Raw genomic sequence first — 22,021 nt, 5'->3', positions numbered from 1 at the left:
GATGTACGTAGCTGTAAAGGGCGGCGAGGCCGCCATTGCCAATGCGCATCGCTTGCTGGCGGATCGTCGCCGGGGTGACCGGTCGGTGCCGGCGCTGCGGTTGGACCAGATCGTTGAGCAGTTGGGTCTCGCGGTGGACCGCGCCATGGGCGAGGGTTCGCTTTATGACCGGGAGCTGGCGGCGCTGGCGATCTTGCAGGCACGCGGCGATCTGATCGAGGCGATTTTCCTCGTGCGTGCCTATCGCACGACGTTGCCGCGGTTTGGCTATTCGGAGCCGATCGATACCGGGGCGATGAAGATAGAGCGGCGTATTTCGGCGACGTTCAAGGACCTGCCGGGTGGGCAGATGCTCGGGCCGACCTTCGACTATACGCATCGTCTGCTGGACCCGAGCATTGTCGGCGAAGATGCCGAAGTGCCGGCGGTTCGTGAGGCCGAAGATGAGTTGGCGCCGCGGGTGACAGACCTGCTCGGGCGTCAGGGGCTGATCGAGCCGGATGGCGAATTGGCTGAGGGTCAAGAGGTCGGCGACCTCACACGCGAGCCGTTGGATTTTCCGCTCGATCGTGATCTGCGGCTGCAGGCACTGGCGCGGGGCGATGAGGGCTTTTTGCTGGCGCTCGGCTATTCGACGCAACGTGGTTATGGGCGGACGCATCCGTTTGTGGGTGAAATCCGCATTGGCGAGGTCGAGGTCGAGTTTGACATTCCCGAGCTTGGCTTTGCGGTGAGCCTGGGGCGCGTTCGGGTGACCGAATGCCAGATGGTCAACCAGTTCAAGGGTTCGGCAAGGATCCCGCCGCAGTTTACGCGGGGCTATGGGCTGGTTTTCGGGCAGGCGGAGCGCAAGGCCATGGCCATGTCGCTGGTGGACCGGGCGCTGCGGGCCAAGGAATTCGGCGAGGATGTCACCGCGCCGGCGCAGGACGAGGAATTCGTCATTTCCCACTCGGACAATGTGCAGGCGACCGGCTTCGTCGAGCATCTGAAGCTGCCCCACTACGTCGATTTCCAGGCGGAGCTGGACCTGATCCGGCGCATGCGGGCCGAACACGAGGTGAGCGCTGAACAGCAGGAGGCTGCGGAATGAACGCCGTCGCGAATTACAACTTTGCCTATCTCGATGAGCAGACCAAGCGGATGATCCGTCGGGCCATTCTGAAGGCTGTGGCGATCCCCGGCTATCAGGTGCCGTTCTCGTCGCGCGAAATGCCGATGCCCTATGGTTGGGGTACGGGCGGCGTACAGGTGACGGCGTCGATTATCGGGCCGGACGATGTGCTGAAGGTCATCGACCAGGGGGCGGATGATACGACCAACGCCGTGTCGATCCGGGCCTTCTTTGCCAAGGTGGCGCAGGTGCAAACCACGACGCATACGGCCGAGGCGAGCATCATCCAGACGCGGCACCGTATTCCCGAGCGCAAGCTTGAGGCGGGGCAGATCCTTGTCTATCAGGTGCCGATTCCGGAGCCGCTGCGCTTCCTCGAGCCGCGCGAGACCGAAACGCGGAAAATGCATGCGCTCGAAGAATACGGGCTGATGCATGTGAAGCTCTATGAGGACATTGCGCGGCATGGTCGCATTGCCACGACCTATGCCTATCCGGTGAAGGTCGAGGGTCGCTATGTGATGGACCCGAGCCCAACGCCAAAGTTCGACAATCCCAAGATGCATCGTTCGGAAGCGTTGCAACTGTTCGGGGCAGGGCGCGAACACCGGATTTATGCGGTGCCGCCGCATACCGACGTGGTGAGCCTCGACTTTGAAGATCACCCCTTCACCATCCAGCACTTTGAACAGCCGTGTGCGCTGTGCGGTGCTGAGCAGGTCTATCTCGATGAGGTCATTTTGGATGACCGGGGCGGCCATATGTATGTGTGCTCGGACACCGACCACTGCGAAGAGCGGCGGGAGGCGGGGCATGTCGGGGTTCTGGGCATGAAGGAGGCTGCGGAATGAGCGACGAACCGCTGCTGCGTGTAAGCAACCTGACCAAGTATTACGGCTCGCGGCTTGGCTGTGCCGATGTCAATTTCGAGCTTTATCCGGGCGAAGTGCTGGCGATTGTCGGCGAAAGCGGCTCGGGGAAGACGACGCTGCTCAATACGCTTTCGGCCAATCTCGAACCGACGTCTGGCGAGGCGCTCTATCGGATGCGGGATGAGAGCTGGCGCAATATCTATGAGCTGAGCGAGGCCGAGAGGCGCTTTCTGACGCGGACGGACTGGGGTTTTGTGCACCAGAACCCCGCCGATGGGCTGCGCATGACGGTTTCGGCGGGTGCCAATGTCGGCGAGCGGCTGATGGCCGTGGGCGATCGGCACTATGGCAAAATCCGCGATACGGCGCTCGATTGGCTCGGCCGTGTGGAAGTTGCGGCGGATCGTATCGATGATCAACCGCGCAGCTTTTCGGGCGGTATGCGGCAGCGCTTGCAGATTGCCCGCAATCTCGTGACGGGGCCGCGGCTGGTGTTCATGGATGAGCCGACTGGCGGGCTCGATGTGTCGGTGCAGGCGAGGTTGCTCGATCTGTTGCGGCAGTTGGTGGGGGAACTGGGGCTTTCGGCCATTGTGGTGACCCATGACCTAGCTGTCGCACGGCTGCTGTCGCACCGGATGATGGTGATGAAGGGTGGCCATGTGATCGAGGCGGGGCTGACCGACCGGGTGCTCGATGATCCGCGCGAGCCCTATACGCAGCTTCTCGTCAGCTCGATCCTGCAGGTGTGATGATGACCGCTCTATCCGTAAGAAATCTCGCCAAGACCTTTACCATGCACCTGCGTGGCGGGATCAGCCTGCCGGTGGTGGAGAATGTCACGTTCGACATCAATGCCGGCGAATGCGTCGTGCTGGGCGGGCCTTCGGGCGCCGGCAAGTCGTCCATTCTGAAAATGGTCTATGGGAACTATGGCGTCGATGGCGGCGAAGTTCTCATTGCTCATGATGGGCGACAAGTTGATCTCGCGAGTGCCGATCCGCGGACGGTGCTGACGCTGCGTCGCGATGCCATTGGTTATGTCAGCCAGTTTTTGCGCACGGTGCCGCGTGTGTCGGCGCTGGACGTGGTGGCTGAGCCGCTGGTGGTGCGTGGCACAGACAAGGAAGAAGCCCAGAGGCGCGCTGGCGAAATGTTGAGCCGGCTTAATCTGCCCGAAAGGCTGTGGAGCCTGCCACCGGCGACGTTTTCGGGTGGCGAGCAGCAGCGCGTGAATATTGCGCGTGGTTTCATCACGCATCATCCGGTGTTGCTGCTCGATGAACCGACGGCGTCGCTCGACGCGGCCAATAGGGCGGTGGTGGTGGGCATGATCGCGCAGAAGAAGCGCGAGGGTGTCGCCATGCTCGGGATTTTCCATGACGAAGACGTGCGGGCGGAAGTGGCCGACCGGATCGTCGATGTGACAGGCTTTGCGCCGAAGGTGGCAGCATGAAGAAGTTGAGTGAAACGCCGTCGGTGCATGAGACGGCGAAGGTGAACCAGTCGACGTTGGGGAAATACACCGAGGTCGGGGCGTTCTGCCATGTCGCCTATTCGACCATGGGCGACTATTCCTACTGTGTCAGTGGTACGCAGATCGCTTATTCGACGATTGGGAAGTTTTCCAATATCGCCGCCAATGTGCGCATTTATGCCAGCATGCATCCGATGGAGCGCGCTTCGCTCCATCACTTCACCTATCGCTCGGCGCAGTATTTTGAGGGCGAGGAGGATGATGCCTCGTTCTTTGAATGGCGCGAGAGTTCGCCGATCAGCATCGGGCACGACACCTGGATCGGGCATGGTGCGGTGATCATGCCGGGCGTGAAGATCGGCAATGGGGCGATCATCGGGTCCAATGCGGTGGTGACCAAGGATGTGGCGGATTTTGCCATTGCCGTGGGCGTGCCGGCCAAGACGATCAGGCAGCGGTTTTCCGATCCGATTGCCAGCCGGCTCGATGCGTTGAAGTGGTGGGGCTGGAGCCACGAGCAGTTGCATGTGGCGCTGCCGGATTTCCGGACGCTTGGCATCGAGGCTTTCCTCGAGAAATACGAGTGAACGTTGTCACGACACGATCCCCGCGTAAGCGGGGATTTTCGTTTGTGACGCTTCGTTAGGAGATTGCCGAAGGCGCGTCAGGGCCGGATTTGCTGACGCCGGCCTGTGACAGCCCCGGTGGATGGTCATGGAACCGTCATCCAACCGTTATGCTGACGTTATGCATGACCCTTAGGTGTCGCCCATCTCAAAGGCGGGGCGCCAAGCATGCTCAAGATTTCGCACGTTACACGACGCTTCGGTGACAAGGTCGCCGTCAATGATGTGACGCTCGAAATTCCGCAGGGCCAGATGGTCGGCATTATCGGCCGCTCCGGCGCCGGCAAGTCGACGCTGCTGCGCATGATCAACCGTCTTAATGACGTGTCTTCTGGCTATATCGAATATGACGGCGTGAAGACGTCGGAGCTGCGCGGCAAGGCGCTGCGTGCCTGGCAGCGCGATTGCGCCATGATCTTCCAGCAGTTCAACCTCGTGCCGCGCCTCGATGTGATCACCAATGTGATGCTCGGCCGGCTCAATGGCCGCAATCCTGTTCTTAATTTGCTTCAGGTGTTCACACCTGAAGAGCAATTCGAGGCGCTTAAGGCGCTGGAGCGGCTTGATATTGCGCAGACCGCGACGCAGTGGGCCCAGACGCTTTCGGGTGGCCAGCAGCAGCGCGTGGCGATTGCCCGCGCCCTGATGCAAAATCCAAAGATGATCCTGGCGGACGAACCGATCGCCAGCCTTGATCCGCGCAATGCGCAGATCGTCATGGACAGCCTCCGTGACATCAATGCCGAAGGCATCACCGTCATCACCAATCTCCACACGCTCGATACGGCGCGCGCTTACTGCGAGCGCATTGTCGGCATGGCGCAGGGGCAGGTGGTTTTTGACGGTACGCCCGACGAGCTGACTACGGACGTCGCTCGCACCATCTACGGCGCCGATGGTTTGAAGGAGGCTTTCTCGGAAGCCATGACCTCGACCTCGATCGCGCCCGTCCAATTCCTGCCGCGTACGCCGACCAACGCGCAGCAGGCTCCCTAAGTCATCGGCCCTTGGAGGCTGAAGACCTATCCCGCGTCACCAAAGGAGACTTCCCGTGTCCGCGATCCGTAAACTGCTCCTGGCCTCCGTGGCCCTCTCGATGTCTTCAGCTGCTTTCGCCCAGGATGTCACCGTCCTCCGTATCGGCCTCGATGGCGGCGAAAACGAAGCCGACCAGCTGCGTCGTTCGGAATGCGTCGCCGAGCCGCTGAAGGCTGCGACCGGCGTTTCGGAAGTCCAGTTCTTCCCGTCGCCCGACTATAACGGCATCATCCAGGGCCTGCTCGGTGGCACCATCGACATCGCCATCATGGGCGCTTCGTCCTATGCCGCCATCTACCTGCAGGATCCGGAAGCCGTTGACCCGGTGCTTACAACCCAGCAGGCTGACGGTTCGACTGGCTACCACACGATCATGGTTGCTCGCGCTGACTCGGGCATCACCGATCTGGCTTCGACCAAGGGCAAGAAGCTCGGCTTTGCTGACCCGGATTCGACCTCTGGTTACCTGATCCCGAACGTTTCGCTGCCGACCGATATCGGCGCGCCGATCGCTGAATTCTATGGCGAAACCGGCTTTGGCGGCGGCCATGAAAACCTCGTGCTCGGCGTTCTCGATGGCACCTGGGATGTCGGCACCACCTTCGGTTCGGGCCAGGGCGAATTCTCGGAAGGCTACACCTCCGGCAACCTGCGCATCATGGTCGACAAGGGTCTGCTCGACATGGACGACCTGGTCGAAGTCTGGCAGTCCCCGATCATCCCGAACGGCCCGCTGATGGTTTCCAACAAGCTCCCGGCTGAAACGAAGGCTCAGGTTACCGCCTTCTTCAAGGCCCTGCCGGAAACCGACTTCGAATGCTTCGACGCGTTCACCGCTGGTGGCTACACCAACTTCGTCGACGCCGGCCAGCCGCTCTACCAGACCATCATCGACGCTCGTAAGTCGGTGATCGGCGGTTAACTTCTTACTGGGAGAGGCAGGCCAGTCCTGCCTCTCTTCCTGTTTTTGGCACGACGTCACCCCCGCGAAAGCGGGGGTCTCTGCAAGAGAGATTCCCGCTTTCGCGGGAATGACGCGGTGGAATGGATGACTGCCCATGGCCGATACCACCCACAGTTCGACTGGACTTTCGCCGGCGGGCGCGACGCTGCTGGAGCATTATCGCAGCCAGGTGATGACGCGGCGGATCTATACGATCCTCGTCGTCGTGGGCGTTTTGGTCGCGCTGTTTGCGGCGATGTCCTATGCCAATTCGGCCAATTCGGGGAAGTTCTTCGAACGCCTCCCCTATATGTTCGACTTCATCAAGAATTTTATGCCGCGCGATCCCTTTGAGATCTTCCGCGCGATGTTCGGGATCGAGTCGCCCTATTTCGATGGCTCGGCGAAGTATGACTATACGTCGAGCAATATCTGGCTGACGGACACGATCTACATTCCGAATTTCATCTACCAGCTGATCGTGACGGTGAATATCGCCATTGTCTCGACCATCATTGGTGGCGCCTTTGCCTTCTGCCTGTGCTTTTTCGCAGCCACGAACCTCGTTGGCGCGGGGCCGGTGCGTTGGGTCGTTCGTCGCATCATGGAAGTGATGCGTGCTTTCCCGGAAATCGTTATCGCGGGCCTGCTGACGGCCGTGCTCTCCATCGGGCCGATTGCGGCTATCGCGGCGGTGTCGCTGCATACGGTGGGTGCGCTGGGGAAGCTGTTCTTCGAGGTTGTCGAAAATGCCGACATGAAGCCCGATGAGGGGCTGAAGTCGGTGGGCGCGAGCTGGCTGGAGCGCGTGCGCTTCGCCATCGTGCCGCAGGTGATGCCGAATTTCGTGTCCTATGGGCTGCTGCGCATGGAGATCAATGTGCGCGCCTCGACCATTATCGGTGCGGTGGGCGGCGGCGGTATCGGCGAGGTGTTCCGTCTCTCGATCGGGCGCGATTATGCGGCCCAGACCTATGCGATCATCATTCTCCTGCTCGTGACCATCATTGCCATCGACCAGCTTTCGGGCTGGCTGCGCCGGCGCCTGGTGGGCGATGCAAGCTTCAATTTCGGAAAGGCGAGCGTGTAATATGTCAGCGATCAGTGCTGCCGAGCGCGCTCGGCTCGAACAGAAGTTTCCCGAGGTGTTCAAGACCTCGTTCCTGAAGCGCCACGGCCTGATCGTCGGGCTTGGCGTGACGGTGCTCTACCTCGTTTTCTGCTGGTTCTTCTTCAATGTCGGGCCGGCATTGCAGAACGGCAAATGGGATCGCACCTCGATCTATGTGCAGGACTGGTATAGCTGGCGCGCCCAGCCGCGCCTGCGCTTTGGCGAGGATGGGACGATCACGCCGCAATGGTCGAGCCGCGGGCAGTATCCGGTGGGTGCCACGATTGACTGGCTGACGCCGCATGAAGATGGCAGCATGACCGTCACTTTTGGTAGCGACGCGGATCGGCTCGATATCACGACCACCGAGGTCAATGTCTTTGTCGGTGGCGAAGCCTGGCCGGTTGCCATTACCGAGGATGCGGCGATTGCGCCGGAAGGTGTGCCGGCTGCGATCCAGCAGGACGGCCAGAAGGTGATCGTCGATTTCGGCTTCGCCGGACAGGCTGAGATCCGCGACAATCAGGTCTATGTGCAGCGCCGGTTCTTTGGCTGGGCGAACTTCCTCTATGATCCCAAGTCGCCGCTCTGGGGGCACGATTTCTTCTCTTCGATCGGCCTGATGTTCTCGGGCGACCGGGTTAATCCCGAGATGTCGAATGCGCAGTTCGTCGTCAACCAGTGGCTCAACAACCAGGCCTGGCAGCATGCGGACATTCTCGTAAAGCTGTTCCAGACACTGGTGATGGCTTTTGTCGGTACGCTGCTGGCAACGCTGCTGGCCTTCCCGCTGGCCTTCCTTGCCGCCCGGACGATTACGCCGAACCGGACGACAAACTGGCTGATGAAGCGCTTCTTCGACTTCATCCGCTCGGTCGACATGCTGATCTGGGCGCTGTTCTTTACCCGTGGCTTTGGCCCCGGCCCGATCCCCGGCATTGCGGCGATCTTCTTCACCGATACGGGTGCGCTCGGGAAGGTCTATGCCGAGGCGCTGGAGAATGTGGACGACAAGCAGCGCGAGGGTATGAAGTCGGTGGGCGCGAGCCCGGCCTCGGTCAACCGCTATGGCGTGGTGCCGCAGGTGCTGCCGGTGTTCGTGTCGCAGTCGCTCTACTTTTGGGAGAGCAATACGCGCTCGGCGACGGTGATCGGTGCCGTGGGCGCGGGTGGTATTGGTTTGAAGCTGCTCGAATCCATGGGTACCAATTCGGACTGGGACAAGGTGGCCTATATGGTGCTGCTGATCCTGTTCGTGGTGTTCCTGTTCGACAATATGAGTACCGCGATCCGCCAGAGGCTGATCGGCGGAACGGGGCACTAGAAACTCGGGCCCTGGGAGACCTTATGGTGAGGTGCCCTCGGGCCTGACCCGAGGGCCTCAAACCACGAGGTCGGGTACGCTGAGGCCTGGTGCCACGCCCTCGTCCTTCGAGGCTCCGCTTCGCTACGCACCTCAGGATGAGGTCTACGGGGAAGACTGCTCGTTCTTGCTGGCAATCAGCACGCCCAGTCCGTCGAGCATGCGTTCCAGGCCGAAATCGAAGGCCATGTCGGGATTGCCGAGGCCATAGAGTTCGCCGACGACCGGGCCGACGCGGCTTGAGACCGGGTAGGGCGAGAAGTCGATCGTCTCGAGGAATGGGGCGATGGTGTACCACCACTCATCGTCGCTGAGGCCTGTCAGGGCCTTGACCTGGCTGGCGCGCAGGACGTCGCGCACGGCGCCGTGGACATAGTTGGCGACCATCGAGACCGAGAGGTCCATTTCGACTTCGCTCAGCCCCAGCCCGTCAAAGGTGCTGAGGAAATGTTCGTAGGCCTTGATCGTGTTGGGGCCTAGGACGGGCCTGTGGCTGCTCAACTGCAAAGTCCACGGATGGCGCAGGAAGAAGGCGCGGTATTCGCGGGCCACGAGGGCGACATTGTCACGCCACCGGGTCGGGTCGAAATTCATCGAGGCGGGGCTTTCGCCCTCGGCGGGTCCCGAGACGGCGTCGAGCATGAGGTCGAGCAGCACGGCCTTGTCGGGGATGTGGGTGTAAAAACTCATGGGCGAGATGCCCACGGCTTCGGCGACGCGGCGCGTCGAGACAGCCTCGATTCCCTCGGCATCGGCGATGGCTATGGCGGCATTGACGAGGTCGCGCAGGTCCACGCGGGATTTTGGGCCACGGCGCGGCGGTTCGGTGCGGCCCCACATGAGATGCAGGGTTTTCAGGGGGTCTCCGCGCCCGGCAATGTCGTCGGCCATCTAATCCTCAAATAACTATTTACACCGTACGGCGTTTTGATTAAACCCTGTGCGACGTACGAAGTTATAGGCCTTCGTGCGGAAATGTCGAGAACACTGTCGAAATGGAGCTTGCTGACACGTCATGTCAGCGAGGCCGGAGCAGTGTGTTCAAGCGGAGGGAAAAATGATCCATGCAAGGGACCTCGTCCGGACTTTCAAGAGCAAAGCCGGGCCGGTGGAAGCGGTGCGCGGGCTCAACCTCGATGTGGCCGAGGGAGAGCTGGTGGCTTTTCTCGGGCCCAATGGGGCGGGCAAATCGACATCGGTGCGCATGCTGACCACGCTGCTGCCGCCGACATCGGGCAGCGCCAATGTCGGCGGATTCGATGTGGTGAGCGAGCCGGCCGAGGTGCGGCGGCGCATTGGCTATGTGGGGCAGGGCACGGGCTCGGGGCCCTATCACCGGGTGCGCGACGAGCTGGTGACACAGGGCAAGGCGCAGCGGCTGGGGACAGCGGCGGCGAAGAAGCGCGCGGATGAATTGCTGGGCATGCTGGAGCTTGATGGCCTGGCGGATCGGGATTGTGCTTCGCTCTCGGGCGGGCAGAAGCGGCGGCTCGATGTGGCGCTGGGGTTGATGCATACCCCGCCTATCCTCTTTCTCGATGAACCCTCGACAGGGCTCGATCCGCATAGCCGGGCCAATCTCTGGGATCATATCCTCAAGCTCCGCCAGCAATCGGGCATGACGATTTTTCTGACCACGCATTATCTCGACGAGGCCGACACCATGGCTGAGCGGGTGATGGTGATGGACAATGGCGTGCTCATTGCCGACGACACGCCGGCGCGGCTCAAGGCGGACCTGGCGGGGGACGCCATTTATGTCAGCGTGCTCTGCGAGGATCAGGCGGCACTGGCGGGTGGGATTGCCCGGAACTTGCCAGGGGCGCGTGACGCCAAGGTGGAGGGGCGCAACCTGATCGTGGCGCTGCCGGATGGGGAGGCGTTACTGCCCGAATTCATTCGGCGACTGCACCAGGAAGGCATTGAAGCGATCAGCGCCCGGGTGGAGCGGCCGACGCTGGATGATGTGTTTTTGGGGCTGACGGGCCGTTCGCTGCGCGAAAGCGCGCCGGTCTGAGGAGGATCAGAAAATGGCTTTTCTTTCGGACACGACTATTTCCTTCCGGCGCGAAATCGGCCCGACGCTGCGGAGCTGGTACTACATCGTCTTCGGGCTCGTGCAGCCGCTGCTCTATCTGGCGCTGTTCGTGCCGCTGCTGGGCAGTGTTCCCGGGCCGGATGGGGCGAGCCCGTTGCAATGGTTCGTGCCGGGCATGGTGGTCATGCTGGTGCTGTTCACCACCGTTTCCTGCGGCTGGGCGCTGACCGAAGAGCTGATGAGCGGCAGTTTTGAGCGTTTTCTGGCGACGCCAATGAGCCGACCGGCCATTATGGTGGGGCGTGCGCTTAAGGAACTGATGCCGCTGCTGGTGCAGGCGCTGATCCTGATCGTGGTGGCGGTGCCGTTCGGCTTGGCTTTGCATCCGTTGCAGATGCTGTTGGGCCTGGGGCTGCTGATGCTCTTTGGCGTGGGGGTGGCCTCGCTTTCCTATGCACTGGCCATTGCCTCCAAGCATGATGGTTCGCTGTTCTATCTCGTCAGCCACTCCGTCTCTCTGCCGCTGATGCTGCTGGGCGGGGTGTTGCTGCCCATGACCAATGCGCCGGGCTGGCTCTATACGTTGAGCCGGTTCAATCCGCTGACCTATCTTGTCGAGGCGGAACGGGCGCTGTTTGCCGGCAATTTCGCCGATCTCTCAGTCTTGTACGGCGCGTTGGTTGCCGTCATCGTCGCCGCCGTCGGCCTGGCCGTCGGCGTCAGTCAAATTCGCAAAGCCTCGCTTTAGGGAGCAACAATGTCCGACACTACGCCTTACGGCTCGATCATCATTCGCGGGGCAAGGGAGAACAATCTCAGGGATGTGTCGCTCGATATTCCGAAGCGCAAGATCACGGTTTTTACCGGGGTTTCGGGGTCGGGAAAATCGTCGCTGGTGTTCGGGACCATTGCGGCCGAGAGCCAGCGGCTGATCAACGAGACTTATCCCGCTTTCGTGCAGCAATTCATGCCGCGCTATGGGCAGCCGGACGCCGATCAGCTGGAAAACATTTCGGCGGCGATCATTGTCGACCAGCAGCGGTTGGGCGGCAATTCGCGCTCGACGGTGGCGACGGTGACCGATGCGGCGCAGATGTTGCGGGTGCTGTTTTCGCGACTGGCAGAGCCGAAGCTGGGGGCGCCTTCGCTCTACTCTTACAACGATCCGCGCGGCATGTGCCCCGATTGCGAAGGGATCGGGCAGGTGGCCGCTATGGATATGTCGGCGGTGGTGGACGAGAGCAAATCGCTCAAGGAAGGTGCGCTGCTGCCCAAGGACTTTTCGGTCGACAGCTGGTGGTGGGAAATCTTCGCCAATTCGGGCCTGTTCGACATGGACAAGCCGATCAAGGACTATTCCGAGGAAGAACGCTTCAATCTCTTCCACCTCAATGATGGCCGCAAGATCAAAGTGGGCAAGATCGGGCTGACCTATGAGGGTGTGGTCTCGCGGCTCAAGACCGGGCTCGGATCGAAGGACCCGGAAAGCCTGCAGCCGCACGTGCTGCGCGAATATGAGAAGATTTTTACCCGCGCCGTCTGTCCGGCTTGTCACGGGACGCGGCTCAATCAGGCGGCGCTGACGTCCACGATCAAGGGCAAGTCGATTGCCGATCTCTCCGGCATGCAGGTGAGCGATCTGGCGCCGTTCATTCGGTCCATCAAGGCGCCGCAGGTGGGGCCGATGCTGGAGGCGCTGGCGTTGCGGCTCGAGAACCTGGTCACGATTGGGCTGGGTTATCTCAGCCTTGACCGCGAGAGTTCGACGCTGTCGGGCGGGGAGAGCCAGCGGGTGAAGATGGTGCGGCACCTGGGGTCGTCGCTGACCGATATCACCTATGTGTTCGACGAGCCTTCGGTGGGGCTGCATCCGCATGATGTGGGACGGCTGGCGGGGCTGATGACGCAGCTCCGGGACAAGGGCAATACGGTGCTCATTGTCGAGCACAAGCCGGACATGATCGCCATTGCTGACCATGTGGTCGACATGGGGCCGTTCGCCGGATCGAAGGGCGGTGAGGTGGTCTATCAGGGCGACTTCGATGGCTTGCTGGGTTCGGGGACGCTGACCGGCAATCACATGAAGAAGCATCAGCCGATCAAGGACAAGGTGCGGGCGGCCAAGGGTGAGGCGCTGAAGATCGAGAAGGCGGGGATCAATAATCTCAAGGATGTGTCGGTCGCTATTCCGCGCGGGGTTCTTACCGCGGTGACGGGTGTGGCCGGGTCGGGGAAATCGAGCCTGATCCAGGGGTGTCTGCCCACGGCTTATCCAGACACGATCATCATCGACCAGAACCTGGCGCGCGGGTCGCGCCGGAGCAATACGGCGACCTATACGGGTATTCTGGACAATGTGCGGAAGGCGTTTGCGAAGGCCAATGGGGTTGAGGCGTCGCTGTTTTCCGCCAATTCCAAGGGGGCATGTCCGGACTGCAATGGGCTCGGGGTGATCTATACCGATCTCGCGCATTTGGATCCGATGGTGACGACTTGCGAGACCTGCGAGGGGAAGCGGTTCCTTCCCGAAGTGCTGGCGCATGAGCTGCGCGGCAAGTCGATTGCCGATGTCTATGAGATGAGCATCGAGGACGCAGCGAAGTTTTTCACCGAGCCGGCGGTGGCGAAAATCCTGCAGGGGCTGGTGGATGTGGGGCTCGGCTATCTGACGCTGGGGCAGCCGCTTTCGACACTGTCGGGTGGGGAACGGCAGCGGCTGAAGCTCGCCGCGGAGCTGGGCAAGAAGGGCAATATCTATGTGCTCGACGAGCCGACGACGGGCCTGCACATGAACGACGTCGATACGCTGATCGGGCTGTTTGACCGGCTGGTGGAAGCGGGGTCTTCGGTGATCGTCATCGAGCACAATCTCGATGTGATTTCGCGCGCCGACTGGGTGATCGACCTGGGGCCGGGGGCGGGGAATGAAGGCGGGAATGTGCAGTTTGAGGGCGTTCCGGCTGATCTTGCCAAGGCAAAACACTCCTTGACCGGGCAGCATCTGGCAGCGCGCTAGGGATTCGACTTGTGGCATAGGCGGGGCGGCGTTGCGCAAAGCCCCGCCTTGCCGCGTTTCAATTGTGGCGGCTTTGGGGCATGCGCTGGGTGCAGCGCTTCGTCCCTCTGGGTCGCGTTGACCGCATGGCTTTCTCCTCGTCCATTTAGGCTCTTAGCTTTGGATGGGAGATGCGTTCTTGCCGAGAATTCTCTACCTGGTCCACAACCTCTCCGACCCCGCGGTAGCGCGGCGGTTGGCCATGCTGCGCCTCGGCGGAGCCGAGGTGGAGATAGCCGGGTTTCGCCGCGCCGATGCGCCAGTGGCGGATCTGCCGGCCAAAACTGTGGTCGAACTCGATATTACCCATGACGCGCGCATGCTGCAGCGGCTGCTGGCGACGCTGAAGGCGCGCTATGGCGCCAAGCGCTGGGCCAAGGCGCTGGTGCGGCCGGATGTGATCATTGCGCGCAATCTTGAAATGCTGGCGGTGGCCGAGGGGCTGCTGTCGCTTTGGGATGAGCCGCCGGCGCTGGTCTATGAATGCCTCGATATCCATCGGCTGATGCTGCGGCAGGACAGGCTGGGGCGCGGCATGCGGGCCGTGGAGCAGCGGCTGATGCGGCGGGCCAACCTGCTGATTACGAGTTCGCCGGCATTTCTCGAACGCTATTTTGACGAGCAGGGGGCGCCGCCGGCGGTGCTGATCGAGAACAAGGTTTTTGCGCCTGGGCATGATGCCGTCGGGCGCAATTCGGCGCTGGATGGCGTCGAGGGCCCGGTGCAGCTCGGCTGGTTTGGGGCGCTGCGGTGCAAAAAGTCGTTGGCGGCGCTGGATGGCGTTTCGCGGGCGCTGGGCGGCAAGCTGGAGGTGACCCTGCGCGGGCGCCCGGCGCTGACGGAGTTCGAGGATTTTCATGGGATTGTCGAGGCCGCGCCACATGTCGCGTTTGGCGGAGCGTATCGGTACCCCGATGACCTCGCCGCGATCTATTCGGGTGTGCATCTGGTCTGGGCCATCGACTTCTTCGAGGAGGGGCAGAACTCGGCCTGGCTGCTGCCCAACCGGATTTATGAGGGGTGCCTCAATGGGGCGATCCCGATCGCACTGGCCGGCACCGAGACGGCGGCTTTTGTCGAGCGGCATGGGATTGGTGTCGTCATTCCCGATATCGAGCAACAGACGCTGGTCGAGTTTTTTGGCGGGATGACGCCGGAGCGGCTGCGGGAGCTGGCGGGAGCTGTTGCTGCCGTTGGAAAGCGAGCGTTTCGCTGCGAGGCGGAGGAATGCGTGGCGCTGGTGTCGCGGCTGGCGGGTGTCGCCGGGATCAAACGAGAGACGGAGTTGGCGGCATGAGTGGCGTTCTCATCATCGTGCCGACGCTAAACGAGAGCCGGCATATCGGGCCGCTGCTCGATCTGTTGCTGGCCGAAGCGGAGGCACTGGATGCGCGTGTGGTCGTGGCCGATGGCGGCAGTACCGACGGGACGCGGGATATCGTGCTGGCACGGGCGGTCGAGGCGCCGCGCGTCACGCTGATGCACAATCCGCGGCGGATACAGTCGGCGGCGATCAATCTGGCTGTGGCGCAGTTTGGCGATTGGATGGACTATCTCATCCGCATCGATGCGCATGGGACCTATCCCGACGATTTCTGCCGCACGCTGGTCGCTGAGGCGGAGGAGCGCGGCGTGGCCAGTGTTGTCGTGCCGATGACGACCAAGGGCCATGCGGCCTTTCAGCAGGCGGTGGCGACGGCGCAGAATTCGCCGATCGGTACCGGTGGTTCGGCGCATCGCATGGGGCTCGGTAGCGGGCCGGTTGACCATGGGCATCATGCGCTGATGCGGGTCGATGCGTTTCGGCAGGTCGGTGGCTATGACGAGACGTTCCGCGCCAATGAGGACGCGGAGCTTGATGTCCGGCTGCGGGCGGTGGGGCACACGATCTGGCTCACTGACCGAACCGGCATGATCTACTATCCGCGTTCGACCATGGCGGGGCTGTTCCGACAGTATTTCGGCTATGGCGGGGGCAGGGCAGCTAATATCCTGAAGCACCGGATGCGACCGCGCTTGCGGCAGATGGCGCCGCTGGCGATCTTGCCGGTGGTGCTCCTGGCGGTGCTGTCGATCTGGCACTGGGCCTTTATCATTCCGCTGGCGCTGTGGGGCGTCGGGTGCATTGCGCTCGGCATGGCTGCGGCTCGCAAACACTATCCCGAATATGGCACGCCGATGGTGTTGTCTCCGCTCGTTGGCTGGGCCGCGATGATCATGCATTTCGCCTGGTCGTCGGGGTTTTGGCTGCATCTCGTTCAGCGCCCGTTCCGGCGCGAAACCGTGTGAGGCCGAATGGCACGGATCGATATCTGCATCTGCACTTTCAGGCGGCCGTTTCTGGTCGAAACGCTGCGCTCGGTGGCGCGGCTTGATCGCGGCGTGCATGAGCTGCGCGTGATCGTGGCTGACAATGACGAGGTGCCCTCGGCGCTGGAACGGGTCGAGGCGCTGCGGAAGAAAATGGGCATGCCGGTCACCTACGTGCATGCGCCGGCGGCCAATATTTGCGTCGCGCGCAATGCCTGTCTTGAAGCGGCGGATGGCGATTTCGTTGCCTTTGTCGATGACGACGAGGTGGTGAGCCAGGGCTGGCTGAAGGCTTTGCTCGAAAAGGCGCAAGCGAGTGGCGCGGCGGCGGTGCTTGGGCCGGTGCGGGCGATCTATGAGCCGGATGCACCGGAATGGATGGTCGAGGGGGATTTCCACTCGACGCTGCCGGTGTTTGTCGGCGGGGAAATTCGCACGGGCTATACCTGCAATGTGCTGATCCGCTGGGTGGCGCCGTTCCGGGCGCTGCGCTTCAATGTGGCGCTGGGCCGGTCGGGCGGGGAAGATACGGACTTTTTCTATCGGCTGACGGGGCTGGGCGGGAAGATTGACTATGCGCCGGAGGCCGTGGTCGAGGAGCCGGTGCCGGCGGCGCGGGCGAGCATGGATTGGCTGACCAAGCGCCGTCTGCGGTTTGGGCAGACGCATGGCATGCTGCTGGGCGGTGCGCGGCTCAAGAGCCTGCCGGTGGTGATGGCCAAGATTTCCTTTTGCTGTGTGATGGCCGGACTGACGGTGTTTTCGCCGGTATCGCGGCGCCGCAACTGGCTGCGCGCGGTGCTCCACATGGGCGTGGCGGGGGGCATTCTCGGCCTCGCGCAAGCTGAACATTACGGCCAGCCGGCCGCTTCCTGAGCTGAAACAGCCAAGGACACGATATGCTTGAAAAGAACATGTATCCCGAAGCGGTGGCGCCCCAGCCATCGGACCTGAAGACCATCGATCTCGATCGAATCTTTTCGCTGATCAGGCGGCAGGCGCTGGTGCTTGGGCTTTGCGTGGCAATGATGGTGCTGCTGGCCGGGTTTTATTTGGCCATGGCGCCAAGGAGCTATCTGTCGGCCGGACAAATCCTGATCGACAAGAAGCTTGAGCAGGTGACCAGCGGGGAGGCAGTGTCTACCAGCGCAACCGATCTTGAGGCGCAGGTGCTCAATCAGATCGAGGTTTTGCGCTCGAGCCGTGTGGCCAAGGCGGTGGCCGAGGCGGAAAACCTGATGACGGATCAGGAATTTCTCAATCCGCCGCCATCGTTCAGCCAGCGGGTTAAAAGCCTGATCGGGCTTGGGCCGCGGGCGCAGCCGGTGGCGCTGGAGGCGAGCCTTGATGAGGTGGTGGGTATGTTGCGCGCCAATGTGGTCGTTGACCGCATGGGACGAAGCTCGCTCATTCGTGTCGGTTATGAAGCGGCGACGCCGGAGCTGGCGCAGAGGATTGCGCGGGCCTATGGCGAGGCGCTGCTGCAGGATCAGCTTAACGCGGAACTTGAGGCGACGGGCGCGGCGGCGGACTGGCTGCAGCAGCGGTTGGCCGAGATTGGCGAGAGCCAGCGGCAGGCTATTCTGGCCATCGAACAATATCGGCAGGAAACGGGGCTGTCCGTGGGGCAGGATCGCGATCTGACGACCCAGCGGATTGAAAGCCTTTCTACCAAGTTGGCGGATGCGCAGGCGGAAACGGCGCGGCTGCGGGCGCTGTCGGCACAGGTTGGCGCCGTGGTGGCGGCAGGGCCGGAGATGGCCTCGAGCGCGGTGGCGCTGCTGAGTGGCGCCCAGACCGATCCTGCGGAGCTTTCCCTGCTGCGCAATCAGGTGGCGACGCTGACGAGCCGGATTGCCGAGGTGGAGGCCAGCTATGGCGCCGACCATCCGCAGCTCGCGGTGCTGAAGGCGGAGAAGGGCGCGCTGGATAGCCGGATTTTTGCGCTGCTGCAGAATCTTGATCAGCAATATCGCACGCAGTTGGCCATTGCGCAGGAGCAGGAAGCCGGGCTTCGGGGCGATATCAATGCTGAAGGGCAGAGTGCGGGTGCGATTGGGCAGGAGCAGGTGCGGCTTAATGAGTTGCAGCAGCGTTCCGATGCTTTGCGCACGCTCTATAACAGCTACCTTGCGCGCTACGAGGAGGCGGTGCAGCGGCAGAGTTTCCCTATTCCGTCGGTGCGTATCGTGACTGATGCGCTGTTGCCGGAGCAGCCGTCGAGCCCGAGGACCATGGTTATTCTGGCAGCGGCGGTGATTGCCGGGTGTTTCTTTGGTGCGGTGCTGGGTGTTCTCAACGAACTGCGCGAGAGTGGATTCCGGACTGGGGCGCAGGTGCGTCGCGAGCTTGGGATGCGGTTCCTGGGCTATATGCCGAAGCTGCAGATCGGGCGCGGCGATAGCGCAGAGGCGCGGCAGAGGAGCATTCGCGCGCTGGTGCGTGGAGCCTTGGGCACGCGGGTCGGGCGGCGATGGGGTGCGCCTTATGCCGAGGCGCTGAAATCGACGCGGCTGGTGTTGCAGCCGGTGTCCGATCGCGGTACCGCCGTGGTCGGTGTGCTGTCGGTTTTGCCCAATGAGGGGAAATCGACCTTTGCCTTGTCGTTTGCGGAAATGCTGACGGCGATGGGGTCGCGGGTGCTGCTGCTCGATGCTGATCTTGGTGCGGGGCGGAACGGCATTCCGACGCGGATCATGCCTTCGCAACAGGGTGATTGGCGCAATGCGGCGACGACGGATCTCGAAACTGGGCTCGTCATGCTCTCGGCCAGTGCGCCGGAGGCGGGCGGGGGCGATCTCTCAAGCATTGCCATGCAGAAGGTGCTGGCCGAGGCGCGCGGGCAGTTTGATTATGTTATCGTCGACCTGCCGGCGCTGGGGCCGGTGATCGATGCGCTCTCATTGCTGCCGCTGACCGATGCCAGTGTGCTGGTGACCGAATGGGGCAAGACCCCGCGGCGCCTGGTGCGCGGCGTGTTCGAGCGCGAGCCGGAATTGGCCGATCATGTCGTCGGCGTGGTGCTCAACAAGGTCGATCTTGGGACCTTGCCGAAGTTTACCGATATTGGCGGGCTGGAGCGGTTTGCGTATCGCGGTGAAGTGCGGGCGGCGAAAGAGACTGAGGCGGCGTCGAATTGATCTTCGGCAGCTGTAATTTACTTCAAGGCTTCCGGATCTGATCCGGGAGCCTTTCTATTTGGTGGTTGATCGGCACTTTGATTTCCGCCCACGATGTCATTCCCGCGAAAGCGGGAACCGCTGTTTGGAAACGGAGATCCCCGCTTTCGCGGGATGACACCGAGAGAACAACAAAGACAGCGCGCGTCTCAAGTGAGAGGTTTCGTCGTCGGGCGACATACTGAGGTTGAGCTGGCTTTTAGCGCTTCAAACGAATGGGCCGCCCGGATGATCCGGGCGGCCCATTCGTTTGGGAGGGCGTGGGAGCTTTATTCGGCAGCGATTTTCATGCCGTCGATGAGGGCGGTGTGGAGGCCGAGTTTGCCGAGGGAGGCGAGGAAGTCGTCGGCGATGTCGTCGCGGTCGAGGGCATAGGCGACGTTGGCGGTGAGGAAGCCCACCTTGGAGCCGCAATCGAAGGACTGGCCTTCATATTTGACGCCGGCGAAGGGCTGGGAGTGCATCAGGGTCTGCATGGCGTCGGTGAGCTGGATTTCTCCGCCCGCGCCGCGCGGCTGGTCGGCGAGGAGGTTGAAGATTTCGGGCTGCAGGATGTAGCGGCCGGAAATGATCAGGTTGGAGGGGGCATCCTGGGGTTTGGGCTTTTCGACCATGTCGGTGATGCGGAAGCCGGCATCGGTGCCTTCGCCACGGCCGACGACGCCGTAGGACGACACTTCCTGATGCGGCACTTCCTCGACGGCGATGATGTTGCCGCCGATTTCCTCATAGGCTTCGACCATCTGCTTGAGAACGCCGCGGCGGCTCTTGAACAGCATGTCGGGAAGGAGAAGGGCGAAGGGCTCGTCGCCGACGATATCCCTAGCGCACCAGACAGCGTGGCCGAGACCGAGCGGCTCCTGCTGGCGGGTGAAGCTGGTGCGGCCGGCTGAGGGCAGATCCCTTTGCAGGGCTTTGAGGGCGGCGGTCTTGCCGCGGGTTTCGAGCGTGGTCTCAAGCTCGAACTGGCGATCGAAATGATCTTCGATGACGCCCTTGTTGCGGCCGGTGACGAAAACGAAGTGGGTGATTCCCGCCTCGCGTGCCTCATCCACTGCATATTGAATGAGGGGACGATCGACGACCGTCAGCATCTCTTTCGGCATGGCCTTGGTGGCCGGCAGGAAGCGCGTTCCGAGGCCTGCGACCGGGAAAACGGCAGTTTTGACGCGTTTTACCATGGCTTTCTCCTGATTGAGGGTAACAACAGGTTGAATTGGAGCATGTAGACCAAAGTCGATCCAGCCAAATTGGGTTCCAGAACCGCATGGCTCGATTGCAGTTTTGCTCTCGATTCATTTTGCCTAGTTTCAAGGCAATTGGTCACATAGGCGCCATTTTATCGATTTGATGTCAGGTGCTGGTGATAAGTATTTTGATATAGTTGCAAGTCTTTTCTCGGTCGCGAGGTGGGGTTGCAAGTAAAGGCGAATGAGCGCGGCGAGCTGGAAAATCGCTGCCAAAAGCGCCGCGCTACGCAGTCGTGAAGGCCGGACGTATTTTAATCTGTCCGCGAGGGGTGTATTTACCGGGCACTGGTAGGAAAATGGCTGCGGCCCCAAATGGCGCCGCCTGACAAGAACGCCCGCCAGATGGAGGATGAACGTGGACGGTGACAGGCCCGAGGATGGCGCGGCCCGCAAGGTGCCCCTGGCAGCCCCCTCCGACACCGGCCAGCGTGCGCCTTTTCCCTGGCCCTGGGGGCTGGTTGCCATCGGCGTGATGGCTCTGGCCTGGGTCGGTATCTACCTTGTCTGGAACGGGGTGATGTTCCTGTTCAGCCTTTAAGGCAGAGCGGTAATACGGCCAATTCTACGCATGGTTACTTCCTTGCTGCGCTAAAAAGCGCAGCACTGCACCTTAGTACAGTATATCCCGTTCACCGATGATCCGCTCTTCTTAAGAGCTTGATTTGCCTCGCTTTGCCCGTCGTTTCTTGGGGCAATTTTGTGACCGCGCCCCTGCATGACAGCTATGCATGAGAGGCGTTGATACCCTTTTCCCATCATGTTTGGTTCACCATACGTCGCGGCAAGCCACATGCCGTCGACACCAAATGCGGCGTCTCCGGACTGATGTTCGGGGTCTATCAGAGATGAGTGAGAAATCCGGTTTCGACGGAGCGCACGGCGCTTCAGCGACCACTTCCGCACGATAGGAAAAGGCGGGCTCTGCTGCCTTTCTTCGCAAGTCCATTCTGCGAGAGAGAACATCATGTCGATCATCAATGCCGAAGTCGGCGAATCTACCTATCCGAGCAAAGCCGGCATGCCCCGAGGGGGCGTCGCTAAACGTGCCTTCGATGTGGTCGCGGCATCCACGATGCTGATCTTTGCGCTGCCGGCGATGTTCTTCATCGCCGTCATCATGTTTTCTACCGACCGCGGGCCGATCTTTTTCGGCCATGAGCGGCTCGGGCTCAACGGGCGCCGGTTCCGGTGCCTCAAATTCCGCTCCATGGTGGTCAATTCCCAGGAGGCGCTGCAGCGTCATCTTGAGCTTTTCCCGGCGGCGCGGGCCGAATGGGAGGAAACGCAGAAGCTGCGCAATGATCCGCGGATCACCAGGCTTGGCCGGTTCCTGCGTGTGACCAGCCTTGATGAGCTGCCGCAGCTGATCAACGTCATTCGCGGGGATATGAGCCTCGTGGGGCCGCGTCCGATCGTGCAGGACGAGGTCGTCCGCTATGCCGAGCGCATCGAGGATTATTCGGCCGTGCGGCCGGGTATTACCGGGCTCTGGCAGGTCAGCGGTCGCAGCGATGTCGGCTATGACCAGCGCGTGCAGCTCGACAGCATCTATGTGCGCGAATGGAGCTTTACTGGCGACATGGTCATTCTTCTCAAGACCGTAAGGGTTGTCGCCCTTCGAACCGGCAGCCGGTAGGAGAACCAT

At 61.8% G+C, this 22,021-nt stretch carries 20 protein-coding genes; 18 read left to right on the top strand and 2 right to left on the bottom strand.

From position 1 onward, the window contains the following. Position 1: 1 nt before the first annotated feature. The 9 genes from NVV77_RS15985 (at position 2) to phnE (NVV77_RS15945) (ending at position 8,505) form a co-directional block, all read left to right on the top strand. On the top strand, positions 2-1,093 hold the full coding sequence (locus NVV77_RS15985; protein ID WP_295414965.1) for a carbon-phosphorus lyase complex subunit PhnI: 1,092 nt from the start codon (positions 2-4) through the stop codon (positions 1,091-1,093). Beyond that, positions 1,090-1,965, top strand: coding sequence for an alpha-D-ribose 1-methylphosphonate 5-phosphate C-P-lyase PhnJ (locus NVV77_RS15980; RefSeq protein WP_295414964.1), 876 nt, complete (start codon positions 1,090-1,092; stop codon positions 1,963-1,965). The genes NVV77_RS15985 and NVV77_RS15980 overlap by 4 nt, the downstream gene beginning before the upstream one ends. Beyond that, positions 1,962-2,738, top strand: a complete 777-nt coding sequence (phnK, locus tag NVV77_RS15975) for a phosphonate C-P lyase system protein PhnK (protein ID WP_295414963.1) — start codon at positions 1,962-1,964, stop codon at positions 2,736-2,738. Before NVV77_RS15980 ends, phnK begins: the two co-directional genes overlap by 4 nt. Next, positions 2,738-3,442 (top strand): phosphonate C-P lyase system protein PhnL, encoded by a 705-nt coding sequence (phnL, locus tag NVV77_RS15970; RefSeq protein WP_295414962.1) that lies wholly within the window; start codon positions 2,738-2,740, stop codon positions 3,440-3,442. The genes phnK and phnL overlap by 1 nt, the downstream gene beginning before the upstream one ends. Beyond that, positions 3,439-4,050, top strand: coding sequence for a DapH/DapD/GlmU-related protein (locus tag NVV77_RS15965; RefSeq protein ID WP_295414961.1), 612 nt, complete (start codon positions 3,439-3,441; stop codon positions 4,048-4,050). Before phnL ends, NVV77_RS15965 begins: the two co-directional genes overlap by 4 nt. Positions 4,051-4,257: 207 nt before the next feature. Further along, positions 4,258-5,085: a phosphonate ABC transporter ATP-binding protein gene (phnC, locus tag NVV77_RS15960; protein WP_295414959.1), complete on the top strand. Its 828-nt coding sequence runs from the start codon at positions 4,258-4,260 to the stop codon at positions 5,083-5,085. A gap of 55 nt (positions 5,086-5,140) precedes the next feature. Continuing rightward, on the top strand, positions 5,141-6,049 hold the full coding sequence (gene phnD, locus NVV77_RS15955; protein WP_295414957.1) for a phosphonate ABC transporter substrate-binding protein: 909 nt from the start codon (positions 5,141-5,143) through the stop codon (positions 6,047-6,049). A gap of 136 nt (positions 6,050-6,185) precedes the next feature. Beyond that, positions 6,186-7,160, top strand: a complete 975-nt coding sequence (gene phnE, locus NVV77_RS15950; RefSeq protein ID WP_295414955.1) for a phosphonate ABC transporter, permease protein PhnE — start codon at positions 6,186-6,188, stop codon at positions 7,158-7,160. A gap of 1 nt (position 7,161) precedes the next feature. Then, entirely contained in the window at positions 7,162-8,505 is a 1,344-nt protein-coding gene (gene phnE / locus NVV77_RS15945; protein WP_295414953.1) for a phosphonate ABC transporter, permease protein PhnE, read from the top strand. A gap of 144 nt (positions 8,506-8,649) precedes the next feature. Here phnE (NVV77_RS15945) and NVV77_RS15940 read toward each other — a convergent pair whose 3' ends face one another. Next, positions 8,650-9,435 carry a TetR/AcrR family transcriptional regulator gene (locus NVV77_RS15940; RefSeq protein ID WP_295414951.1) on the bottom strand — a complete coding sequence of 262 codons (786 nt, stop codon included), beginning with the start codon at positions 9,433-9,435 and terminating at the stop codon, positions 8,650-8,652. A 166-nt stretch (positions 9,436-9,601) separates the two neighbouring features. Here NVV77_RS15940 and NVV77_RS15935 point away from each other — a divergent pair, with 166 nt between their 5' ends. The 7 genes from NVV77_RS15935 to NVV77_RS15905 all read left to right on the top strand — a co-directional run bounded on the left by NVV77_RS15935 (position 9,602) and on the right by NVV77_RS15905 (position 19,087). Beyond that, on the top strand, positions 9,602-10,561 hold the full coding sequence (locus NVV77_RS15935; RefSeq protein WP_295414949.1) for an ATP-binding cassette domain-containing protein: 960 nt from the start codon (positions 9,602-9,604) through the stop codon (positions 10,559-10,561). 13 nt (positions 10,562-10,574) lie between these two features. Beyond that, positions 10,575-11,330, top strand: a complete 756-nt coding sequence (locus tag NVV77_RS15930; protein ID WP_295414947.1) for an ABC transporter permease — start codon at positions 10,575-10,577, stop codon at positions 11,328-11,330. A gap of 9 nt (positions 11,331-11,339) precedes the next feature. After that, positions 11,340-13,598: an excinuclease ABC subunit UvrA gene (locus tag NVV77_RS15925; RefSeq protein WP_295414945.1), complete on the top strand. Its 2,259-nt coding sequence runs from the start codon at positions 11,340-11,342 to the stop codon at positions 13,596-13,598. Positions 13,599-13,776: 178 nt separating this feature from the next. Beyond that, entirely contained in the window at positions 13,777-14,934 is a 1,158-nt protein-coding gene (locus tag NVV77_RS15920; protein ID WP_295414943.1) for a glycosyl transferase family 1, read from the top strand. Next, complete coding sequence (locus NVV77_RS15915) at positions 14,931-15,926, top strand: glycosyltransferase family 2 protein (protein ID WP_295414941.1); 996 nt, start codon at positions 14,931-14,933, stop codon at positions 15,924-15,926. The genes NVV77_RS15920 and NVV77_RS15915 overlap by 4 nt, the downstream gene beginning before the upstream one ends. 6 nt (positions 15,927-15,932) lie before the next feature. Continuing rightward, positions 15,933-16,823 (top strand): glycosyltransferase family 2 protein, encoded by an 891-nt coding sequence (locus NVV77_RS15910; RefSeq protein WP_295414939.1) that lies wholly within the window; start codon positions 15,933-15,935, stop codon positions 16,821-16,823. Between the two features lie 23 nt (positions 16,824-16,846). Further along, positions 16,847-19,087, top strand: coding sequence for a Wzz/FepE/Etk N-terminal domain-containing protein (locus NVV77_RS15905; protein WP_295414938.1), 2,241 nt, complete (start codon positions 16,847-16,849; stop codon positions 19,085-19,087). Positions 19,088-19,395: 308 nt separating this feature from the next. Here NVV77_RS15905 and galU read toward each other — a convergent pair whose 3' ends face one another. Further along, the gene (galU, locus tag NVV77_RS15900) at positions 19,396-20,307 is read right to left on the bottom strand and encodes a UTP--glucose-1-phosphate uridylyltransferase GalU (protein WP_295414936.1); all 912 of its coding nucleotides are present in this window, start codon (positions 20,305-20,307) and stop codon (positions 19,396-19,398) included. Between the two features lie 424 nt (positions 20,308-20,731). On the opposite strand from galU, the gene NVV77_RS15895 reads away from it, so the two are divergent. Continuing rightward, positions 20,732-20,914 (top strand): hypothetical protein, encoded by a 183-nt coding sequence (locus NVV77_RS15895; RefSeq protein WP_295414934.1) that lies wholly within the window; start codon positions 20,732-20,734, stop codon positions 20,912-20,914. A 426-nt stretch (positions 20,915-21,340) separates the two neighbouring features. After that, positions 21,341-22,012: a sugar transferase gene (locus NVV77_RS15890; RefSeq protein ID WP_295414932.1), complete on the top strand. Its 672-nt coding sequence runs from the start codon at positions 21,341-21,343 to the stop codon at positions 22,010-22,012. Positions 22,013-22,021 lie beyond the last annotated feature (9 nt).

Source organism: Devosia sp., assembly GCF_024707125.1.
In the GTDB taxonomy this organism is placed as follows: Bacteria; Pseudomonadota; Alphaproteobacteria; order Rhizobiales; family Devosiaceae; genus Devosia.
This window is presented reverse-complemented; position numbering and strand designations above follow the sequence as displayed.

Coding starts and splice junctions, on each gene's coding strand:
- NVV77_RS15965 (WP_295414961.1), top strand. CDS start 3,439: ATGAAGAAGTTGAGTGAAACGCCGTCGGTGCATGAGACGGCGAAGGTG.
- galU (WP_295414936.1), bottom strand. CDS start 20,307: ATGGTAAAACGCGTCAAAACTGCCGTTTTCCCGGTCGCAGGCCTCGGA.
- NVV77_RS15930 (WP_295414947.1), top strand. CDS start 10,575: ATGGCTTTTCTTTCGGACACGACTATTTCCTTCCGGCGCGAAATCGGC.
- NVV77_RS15985 (WP_295414965.1), top strand. CDS start 2: ATGTACGTAGCTGTAAAGGGCGGCGAGGCCGCCATTGCCAATGCGCAT.
- phnL (WP_295414962.1), top strand. CDS start 2,738: ATGATGACCGCTCTATCCGTAAGAAATCTCGCCAAGACCTTTACCATG.
- NVV77_RS15915 (WP_295414941.1), top strand. CDS start 14,931: ATGAGTGGCGTTCTCATCATCGTGCCGACGCTAAACGAGAGCCGGCAT.
- NVV77_RS15935 (WP_295414949.1), top strand. CDS start 9,602: ATGATCCATGCAAGGGACCTCGTCCGGACTTTCAAGAGCAAAGCCGGG.
- NVV77_RS15910 (WP_295414939.1), top strand. CDS start 15,933: ATGGCACGGATCGATATCTGCATCTGCACTTTCAGGCGGCCGTTTCTG.
- NVV77_RS15925 (WP_295414945.1), top strand. CDS start 11,340: ATGTCCGACACTACGCCTTACGGCTCGATCATCATTCGCGGGGCAAGG.
- NVV77_RS15905 (WP_295414938.1), top strand. CDS start 16,847: ATGCTTGAAAAGAACATGTATCCCGAAGCGGTGGCGCCCCAGCCATCG.
- phnE (WP_295414955.1), top strand. CDS start 6,186: ATGGCCGATACCACCCACAGTTCGACTGGACTTTCGCCGGCGGGCGCG.
- NVV77_RS15890 (WP_295414932.1), top strand. CDS start 21,341: ATGTCGATCATCAATGCCGAAGTCGGCGAATCTACCTATCCGAGCAAA.
- phnC (WP_295414959.1), top strand. CDS start 4,258: ATGCTCAAGATTTCGCACGTTACACGACGCTTCGGTGACAAGGTCGCC.
- phnK (WP_295414963.1), top strand. CDS start 1,962: ATGAGCGACGAACCGCTGCTGCGTGTAAGCAACCTGACCAAGTATTAC.
- NVV77_RS15940 (WP_295414951.1), bottom strand. CDS start 9,435: ATGGCCGACGACATTGCCGGGCGCGGAGACCCCCTGAAAACCCTGCAT.
- phnE (WP_295414953.1), top strand. CDS start 7,162: ATGTCAGCGATCAGTGCTGCCGAGCGCGCTCGGCTCGAACAGAAGTTT.
- NVV77_RS15980 (WP_295414964.1), top strand. CDS start 1,090: ATGAACGCCGTCGCGAATTACAACTTTGCCTATCTCGATGAGCAGACC.